The following is a 7,251-nucleotide window of genomic DNA, read 5'->3' as shown; positions in this document are numbered from 1 at the left end:
GGGTGCGGGCGGCGGATCGTCGGCGATGCCGCAGAAGCGCAACCCCGCGGCATCCGTCCTCATCCGCTCCGCCGCGCTGCGCGCCCCGCAGCTCGGCGCGACCCTGCACCTGGCGGCCGCATTCGCGGTCGACGAGCGGCCGGACGGCGCGTGGCACGCGGAGTGGCCGACGCTCACCGAGCTGCTGAGCCTCGCCCGCGGCGTGGCCGCGCACGGCGCGGTGCTCGTCCGAGGGCTGCAGGTGGATGACGCCGCCGTGGCACACAACCTCGCGCTCACCCGCGGGCTCATCGTCGCCGAACGCCTCTCGATCGTGCTCGCTCCGGTGATCGGCAAGGCTGCCGTGGCCGGGCTGGTCGCGGCGGCCGCACAGGGCGAGGACCTCGGCGCGCTCGTCACGGCCGCACTCGAAGGCGCGGGCGCCGCGCCCATCGACGTCGCCGCCCTGCTCGATCCCGCCCAGTACGTCGGGCTCGCCGCGCGGGTCGTCGACCAGACCACCGGGCGTGGGCCCACACCGAAAGAGGCTCCGTGACCGTTCCACCGATCGCCCTCACCGCGCCCCAGGGTCCGGCCGGGGCACCGCTCCTTGTGCTCGGCTGCTCGCTCGGCACCTCGGCCGTCCTGTGGGAGAAGGTCGTGCCGCTCCTCGGCGACGGGTACCGGGTGGCGATCCTCGACCTGCCAGGGCACGGCCGGGCGCCCGCCGCGACGTCGCCGTTCACGATCGGCGAGATCGCCGACGCCGTCGCCCAGGCGCTCGACGAGCTCGGCGAGACCGACGTGCGGTACGCGGGCGTCTCGCTCGGCGGCGCCGTGGGGCTCGAACTGCTGCTCCGGCATCCCGGACTCGTGAGCTCCGCCGCGATCATCGCGTCGGCCGCGAAGATCGGCGAGCCGGACGGCTGGCACCAGCGGGCGGCCCAGGTGCGGGTGCAGGGCACCGCGTCGCTCGTCATCGGCTCGGCCCAGCGCTGGTTCGCGCCGGGTTCGATCGAGCGCAATCCCGACATCTCCGGCCGGCTGCTGCACGCTCTCCGCGACACCGACGACGAGAGCTACGCCCTCTGCTGCGAGGCGCTCGCCGCCTACGACGTGCGGCACCTCCTCGGCGACATCGCCGTGCCGGTGCTCGCGGTCTGGGGCGCCCACGACGCGGTGACGCCCGAGGCCGACCTGCGGCGCATCGCCGAGGACGTGCAGCACGGGCGGCCGATCGGCCTCGCGGATGCCGCACACCTGCCGCCCGCGGACGACGCCGAGGGCACCGCCGCGGTGCTGCGGGAGTTCTTCGACGGCCTCGCCGAAGCGGCGGGCTACGACGTGGAAGGAGCGGTACATGACCAGACCTGAGGGTGAAGGGCTGACCGACGAGGCGCGCTACGACCAGGGCATGGCGGTGCGCCGGGCCGTACTGTCGGACGCACATGTCGACCGGGCGGTCGCAAACACGACCGAGCTCACCGCCGACTTCCAGGACTTCATCACGCGCGTGGCGTGGGGCGATGTCTGGTCGCGGCCGGGCCTCGACCGGCGGTCGCGATCTGTCKCGGTGCTCTCGTCGCTCATCGCGCACGGCCACCACGAAGAGCTCGCGATGCACCTGCGCGCGGCCCTCCGCAACGGGCTGACCGTGGCCGAGATCCGCGAGGTGATCCTGCAGTCCGCGATCTACTCCGGCGTCCCCGCGGCGAACACCGCCTTCCGGATTGCGAATGAAGTATTCGCAGGCGAGCACTGACGAGCGGATGCCGCGCCCCTAGGCTGGCGCCGTGAGCACGCCGACACCCCTTCGCACGGCCGGTCGCGACGACCGGATCACGCTGCGTTTCATGACGACGCCCGCCGACACGGCTGCCGGAGGACGGTCCATCGCCGCCGGCAGCGTCATGGAGTGGATCGACAAGGCCGGCTACGCGTGCGCCGTCGGCTGGTCGGGCGCGTACTGCGTGACCGCCTACGTAGGCAACGTCACGCACCGCCGGCCGATCCGGCCGGGCAGCCTCGTCGAGGTCCAGGCGCGGATCGTCCTCACCGGCCGCACCAGCATGCACGTGGTGGTCACGGTCTCCGCAGCGGAGGTCAGCACCCGGTCGTACCGCCCGGCGACGACCTGCGTCCTCGTGTTCGTCGCGAAGGATGCCGACGGACGTGCGACCGAGGTGCCGGTCTGGGAGCCGGCATCCCGATCCGATCACAAGCTCGAGAGCGCGGCGAAGGATCGCATGGCCGCGCGGGCCGAGATCAAGCGGCTCATGCTCGACGAGGAGTACACCGACGCCGGCCGCGGCCCGCGCGTGACGCTGCGCTTCCTGGTGCCGCCAGGCGTCGTCAACTGGGGCGGCAAGGCGCACGGCGGCACCGTCATGCGGTGGATCGACGAAGCCGCCTACGCCTGCGCGGCCTCCTGGGCGCGGGACGGCGACCGCGAGAGCGAGGCGGTCGCGGTCTACTCCGGTGGCATCCACTTCTTCGCGCCGGTGCGGATCGGCGACCTCGCCGAGGTCGAGGCGCGGCTCATCTACACCAGCCCGCACAGCATGCACCTCAGCATCCGCGTCTCGACCGCCGACCCTCGGGCCCCGCACGAGCTGACCCTCACGACCCAGTGCATGAGCGTTTTCGTCGTGCCGGGCGACGACGGGGTCGCGCAGCCGGTGCCGCGGTGGGATCCCACCACCGCGGAGGACGTGCGCCTGCACGACCACGCCCGCGAGGTCATCGTGCTGCGGCAGGGGATCGTGCCGATCCCGGCCTCGCTCGCGCTCGAGCCGTAGCCCGGCTCAGCCGTCGGCCCCCTCAGTCGTCGGCGAGGAGACGCCAGCCCAGGCGCTCCGCGGCATCCCGATCGAAAGTGACGGTCTCTTCGGCGCCGAAGAGCTCCATGTTGCCCTGGATGAGCGCATCGGCGAAGTCGGCGCCTTCCTCGGCGAGGGTGAGGGCGCGCACGACTGTCTCGCCGTCGTCGAACTCGAGCACCTCGGTCTCGACGAGGCTGCGGATGACGGCGAGGCACGTGTCGCGCGGTAGTCGTTTGGCGCGTGCCATGACCCAGTACGTCTCGGCGAGTGTGACCTGCGTGATGAAGCCGCGACGGCTGGGCGTGAGTTCGCGGAACAGGCGTGCAGCGGTGGCCGACTGCTGTAGGTCATCGCGAAGCACTGCCCGCAGGACGACGTTCGTGTCGATGCCGATCATCGTTTCTATGGGCATCAGCGCTCGTCCTCGAGTCCACGCATTCCACTGGCTGCGCCGCCTTCAGCGATGGCGTCGTTGATCTCTTCGATGGTGAGCGCGGGCTGGTCGGGGTCGTAGAGCATCCCGATGAAGTCGTCGACGCTGCCGGTCCGGGCAATCAGGCGGTACTGACCCCCGCGCAGCTTCACGAACATGACCTTGGAGCCCGTGACCAGCTTGAGGTCGTCGCGCACCTCCTTGGGCACGGTGATCTGGCCCTTGCTCGTCATCGTCGCGGTCGCCATGGCGATTCCTTTCTCCTATGACTTCACCTTACGCCCGACATCAGGTAAGGACTATGAGAATTCTGGAGGTCACGCTATTCTGTATCGACAGACGAACACGCGTTCGCACAGCGAACGGATTGGACGCGCATGATCGACAAGACGGTTCCGGATGCCGCTGCCGCGGTCGCCGGCATCCCCGACGGTTCCACCGTCATGATCGGCGGGTTCGGGCGGGCCGGTCAGCCGGTCGAGCTCATCGATGCCCTCATCGAGCAGGGCGCGGGCGACCTGACGATCGTCAGCAACAACGCGGGCAACGGCGATGTCGGGCTCGCCGCGCTGCTCGCCCGCAGACGCGTGCGCCGGATCATCTGCTCGTTTCCTCGGCAGCACGACTCGTGGGTGTTCGACGGTCTCTACCGGGCCGGCGAGATCCAGCTCGAGATCGTCCCGCAGGGCAATCTCGCCGAGCGAATCCGCGCAGCCGGTGCCGGCATCGGCGGCTTCTTCTCGCCGACCGGCGTGGGGACGCTCTTGGCCGAGGGCCAGGAGCTCCGCCAGATCGAGGGCCGCGACTATGTGCTCGAGTACCCCATCAAAGCGGACTTCGCACTCGTGAGCGGGCTGCGGGCCGACCGGTGGGGCAACCTCGTCTACCGCAAGACCGCCCGCAACTTCGGCCCGATCATGGCGTCCGCCGCTGCGAGCACCATCGTCCAGGTCGATGAGATCGTGCCGCTCGGCGACCTCGATCCGGAGGCGATCGTCACCCCTGGGATCTTCGTGGACCGCGTCGTCGCGGTGGGCGAGCGCCCGTGGCTTCACGACGGCGCGTTCGTCGGCGGGGTCGATCTCGAGGGTCTCCCGCTCGATCGGCCGTCCAAGAAGGAGTCGCACCGATGACCACCCGCATCAGCCGCGACGAGCTCGCCGCGCGCATCGCCGCCGACATTCCGGAGGGCTCGTACGTCAACCTCGGCATCGGCGCACCGACCCTCGTGGCGAACTTCCTGCCCGACGACCTCGAGATCATCCTGCACACCGAGAACGGGATGCTGGGGATGGGCCAGGCGCCCGAGCGCGACGCCGTCGACCCCGATCTCATCAACGCGGGCAAGCAGGCGGTCACCGAGCTGCCCGGTGCGGCGTACTTTCACCACGGCGACTCGTTCGGCATGATGCGCGGCGGGCACCTCGACGTGTGCGTGCTCGGTGCGTTCCAGGTGTCCGAGACCGGCGACCTCGCGAACTGGTCGACCGGCGCCCCGGGCGCGATCCCCGCGGTCGGCGGCGCGATGGACCTCGCGATCGGCGCCAAGTCGGTCTATGTCATGACCGACCTCCTCACCAAGGATGGGGAGTCCAAGCTCGTCGCGGACTGCACGTACCCGCTCACCGGCGTGGCCTGCGTCACCCGCGTCTACACCGACCACGCCGTCTTCGACGTCACGGCGGACGGACTCGTGGTCCGCGAGGCGTTCGGTGACAACACGGTCGCCTCACTCGCCGCGCTCACCGGACTCCGATTGACGGATGCCGCGACCGGCATCGCAGAAGGCTACTGACATGACGCCGACCCCGGTCGTTGAGCGAGCAAAGCGAGACGAAACGCCAGAGGAGCACTGACATGACCGCGACCTACATCTACGACGCTGTGCGCACCCCGTTCGGGCGCGGTGGCGGCGCGTTGTCCGGCATCCGTCCCGACGATCTCGCCGCCGTCGCGATGCGTGCGGCCGTCGAGCGCACCGGAATCGACCCTGCGCGCATCGACGACGTCATCTTCGGCGACGCCAACCAGGCCGGCGAAGACAACCGCAACGTCGCCCGCATGGGCGCGCTGCTCGCGGGGTTCCCCTCGAGCGTGTCCGGCGTCACGGTGAACCGCCTGTGCGGGTCGGCCGTCGAGGCAGTGATCCAGGGGTCGCGGGCGATCGAGTCCGGCGACGCCGACCTCATCCTGGCCGGTGGGGTCGAATCGATGAGCCGGGCGCCGTTCGTCGTCGAGAAGTCGCCGAAGCCGTGGCCGGCCGTCGGCAACCAAACGCTCTGGAACACGTCGATCGGGTGGCGGATGACGAACCCGGCGCTGCGCAAGGACTGGACGATCTCCAACGGAGAGTCCGCCGAGAAGCTCGCGAGCATCTACGGCATCTCGCGGGAGGCGCAGGATGACTTCGCGCTGCGCAGCCACCGCCTCGCCGCCGAGGCCTGGGCGGCCGGCGTGTACGACGCCGAGATCGCGCAGGTGCCGGGTGCCGAGCTCGCGCGGGACGAGGGCATCCGTGCCGACACGACGATGGAGAAGCTCGGCGGTCTGAAGGCGCTGTTCGCCGCGGACGGCACCGTGACGGCGGGCAACGCGTCCTCCATCAACGACGGCGCCTCGGCCGTGCTGCTCGGACGGGAGGGCGCGCTGGATGCCGAGCCGCTCGCCCGGATCACCGGCCGCGGGGTCTTCGGCAACGACCCTGATGTCTTCGGGGTCGCCCCGGTCGAGGCGGCCAACCGTGCGCTCGCGCGCGCCGGGCGCACGTGGGCGGACGTCGATCTCGTCGAACTCAACGAGGCGTTCGCCTCGCAGAGCCTCGCGTGCCTGCAGCTGTGGCCCGACCTCGACCCCGAGCGGGTCAACATCCACGGTGGCGCGATCGCGATCGGCCACCCGCTCGGCGCGTCCGGCGGGCGGATCATCGGCCACGCGGCGCACGAGCTCGCGCGGCGCGGCGGGGGAGTCGCGGTCGCCGCGATCTGCATCGGCGTCGGCCAGGGCCTCGCCGTCGTCCTCGAGCGGTGAAGCCTCAGGTTGCGGCATGACCGACGCCGAGGCATCCGTCGACTTCGTGCAGTCGTTCGCGCGGGGGCTCTCGGTCATCCGAGCGTTCGCCGCCGAGCACGCCGAGCTGAGCCTCAGCGAGGTCGCCCGCCGCGCCGACATGCCCCGGGCCGCGGCCCGGCGGTTCCTCCGGACCCTCGAGACGCTCGGCTACGTGCGCGGGTCGGGCGACGGCACGAGCCGCACGTACGCGCTCACCCCGCGCGTGCTCGAACTCGGCTTCAGCTACCTGTCCGCGCTCTCGCTCCCCGAGATCGTGCAGCCGCACCTGGAGCGCCTCTCCCGCGATGTCGACGAGAGCGTCTCGGCGGCCGTGCTCGACGGCCCCGATATCGTCTACGTCGCGCGCGTGCCCACGCGGCGGATCATGAGCGTCCGCATTACGATCGGCACGCGCTTCCCCGCCTACGCGACCAGCATGGGGCGCGTGCTGCTGGCCGGTTTGCCGGAGGCGGAATCGGATGCCGCGGCCGCGGCATCCGCTCTCCTCCCGCTGACCGACCGCACGGTCACCGACGCGTCGGCACTGCACGACGAACTGGTGCGGGTGCGCGAGCAGGGCTGGTCGCTCGTGGACGGCGAGCTCGAGCCTGGACTCCGCTCGATCGCGGTGCCCCTGCGGGACCGCACGGGCGCGGTCGCTGCGGCGCTCAACGTCTCGACGAGTGCGACGCGCGACACGGTCGACCGGGTGGTGGAGGTCTACCTGCCCGCCCTGCGGTCGGCCGCGGACGCGATCGAGGCCGAGCTTCGTATGGTCTGAGGCGCGACCGCGACCGCTCGGTCGTTGAGCGAGCGAAGCGAGACGAAACGCGTCGAACCCCCGCGCCGCGCGGGGCGATCTGCTTGGCTCCTGAGAGCCGCAGACCACGGCATCCTCTCCTCCCCAGCCGCCTTCGAATCTGGCTTCTCCACAGGCGCGGATTCATATCCCGCGCCTGTGGAGAAGCC

The 7,251-nt window shown here is 71.1% G+C and carries 10 protein-coding genes; 8 read left to right on the top strand and 2 right to left on the bottom strand.

Annotated features, from left to right (window positions below):
* The 4 genes from AC1DVT_RS16510 to AC1DVT_RS16495 all read left to right on the top strand — a co-directional run.
* Positions 1-535: lyase family protein (locus AC1DVT_RS16510; RefSeq protein WP_477390067.1), on the top strand; the 535-nt coding region annotated here is incomplete at its 5' end.
* Positions 532-1,353 carry an alpha/beta fold hydrolase gene (locus AC1DVT_RS16505; protein ID WP_477390066.1) on the top strand — a complete coding sequence of 274 codons (822 nt, stop codon included), beginning with the start codon at positions 532-534 and terminating at the stop codon, positions 1,351-1,353. The genes AC1DVT_RS16510 and AC1DVT_RS16505, both read left to right, overlap by 4 nt.
* Entirely contained in the window at positions 1,340-1,741 is a 402-nt protein-coding gene (pcaC, locus tag AC1DVT_RS16500; protein WP_477390065.1) for a 4-carboxymuconolactone decarboxylase, read from the top strand. Before AC1DVT_RS16505 ends, pcaC begins: the two co-directional genes overlap by 14 nt.
* A gap of 31 nt (positions 1,742-1,772) precedes the next feature.
* Positions 1,773-2,777, top strand: coding sequence for an acyl-CoA thioesterase (locus tag AC1DVT_RS16495; protein ID WP_457099542.1), 1,005 nt, complete (start codon positions 1,773-1,775; stop codon positions 2,775-2,777).
* Positions 2,778-2,799: 22 nt separating this feature from the next.
* On the opposite strand, the gene AC1DVT_RS16490 is transcribed toward AC1DVT_RS16495, so the two are convergent.
* Positions 2,800-3,213, bottom strand: coding sequence for a PIN domain-containing protein (locus tag AC1DVT_RS16490; RefSeq protein ID WP_477390064.1), 414 nt, complete (start codon positions 3,211-3,213; stop codon positions 2,800-2,802).
* Positions 3,213-3,482 (bottom strand): AbrB/MazE/SpoVT family DNA-binding domain-containing protein, encoded by a 270-nt coding sequence (locus AC1DVT_RS16485; protein WP_457099540.1) that lies wholly within the window; start codon positions 3,480-3,482, stop codon positions 3,213-3,215. The genes AC1DVT_RS16490 and AC1DVT_RS16485 overlap by 1 nt, the downstream gene beginning before the upstream one ends.
* 129 nt (positions 3,483-3,611) lie before the next feature.
* Here AC1DVT_RS16485 and AC1DVT_RS16480 point away from each other — a divergent pair, with 129 nt between their 5' ends.
* The 4 genes from AC1DVT_RS16480 to AC1DVT_RS16465 all read left to right on the top strand — a co-directional run bounded on the left by AC1DVT_RS16480 (position 3,612) and on the right by AC1DVT_RS16465 (position 7,063).
* Complete coding sequence (locus tag AC1DVT_RS16480; protein WP_477390063.1) at positions 3,612-4,367, top strand: 3-oxoacid CoA-transferase subunit A; 756 nt, start codon at positions 3,612-3,614, stop codon at positions 4,365-4,367.
* Complete coding sequence (locus AC1DVT_RS16475) at positions 4,364-5,029, top strand: 3-oxoacid CoA-transferase subunit B (RefSeq protein WP_477390062.1); 666 nt, start codon at positions 4,364-4,366, stop codon at positions 5,027-5,029. Before AC1DVT_RS16480 ends, AC1DVT_RS16475 begins: the two co-directional genes overlap by 4 nt.
* A 62-nt stretch (positions 5,030-5,091) precedes the next feature.
* Entirely contained in the window at positions 5,092-6,261 is a 1,170-nt protein-coding gene (locus AC1DVT_RS16470) for a thiolase family protein (RefSeq protein ID WP_477390061.1), read from the top strand.
* Positions 6,262-6,277: 16 nt separating this feature from the next.
* Positions 6,278-7,063: an IclR family transcriptional regulator domain-containing protein gene (locus tag AC1DVT_RS16465; RefSeq protein ID WP_477390060.1), complete on the top strand. Its 786-nt coding sequence runs from the start codon at positions 6,278-6,280 to the stop codon at positions 7,061-7,063.
* The last annotated feature ends 188 nt before the right edge of the window (positions 7,064-7,251 follow it).

The sequence above is a fragment of the Microbacterium sp. P2_F9 genome (genome assembly GCF_056403635.1).
This window is presented reverse-complemented; position numbering and strand designations above follow the sequence as displayed.

Excerpts from the sequence above, each read along its gene's own strand:
- AC1DVT_RS16490 (WP_477390064.1), bottom strand. The coding sequence starts at position 3,213 with ATGCCCATAGAAACGATGATCGGCATCGACACGAACGTCGTCCTGCGG.
- AC1DVT_RS16485 (WP_457099540.1), bottom strand. The coding sequence starts at position 3,482 with ATGGCGACCGCGACGATGACGAGCAAGGGCCAGATCACCGTGCCCAAG.
- AC1DVT_RS16480 (WP_477390063.1), top strand. The coding sequence starts at position 3,612 with ATGATCGACAAGACGGTTCCGGATGCCGCTGCCGCGGTCGCCGGCATC.
- AC1DVT_RS16475 (WP_477390062.1), top strand. The coding sequence starts at position 4,364 with ATGACCACCCGCATCAGCCGCGACGAGCTCGCCGCGCGCATCGCCGCC.
- AC1DVT_RS16470 (WP_477390061.1), top strand. The coding sequence starts at position 5,092 with ATGACCGCGACCTACATCTACGACGCTGTGCGCACCCCGTTCGGGCGC.
- AC1DVT_RS16465 (WP_477390060.1), top strand. The coding sequence starts at position 6,278 with ATGACCGACGCCGAGGCATCCGTCGACTTCGTGCAGTCGTTCGCGCGG.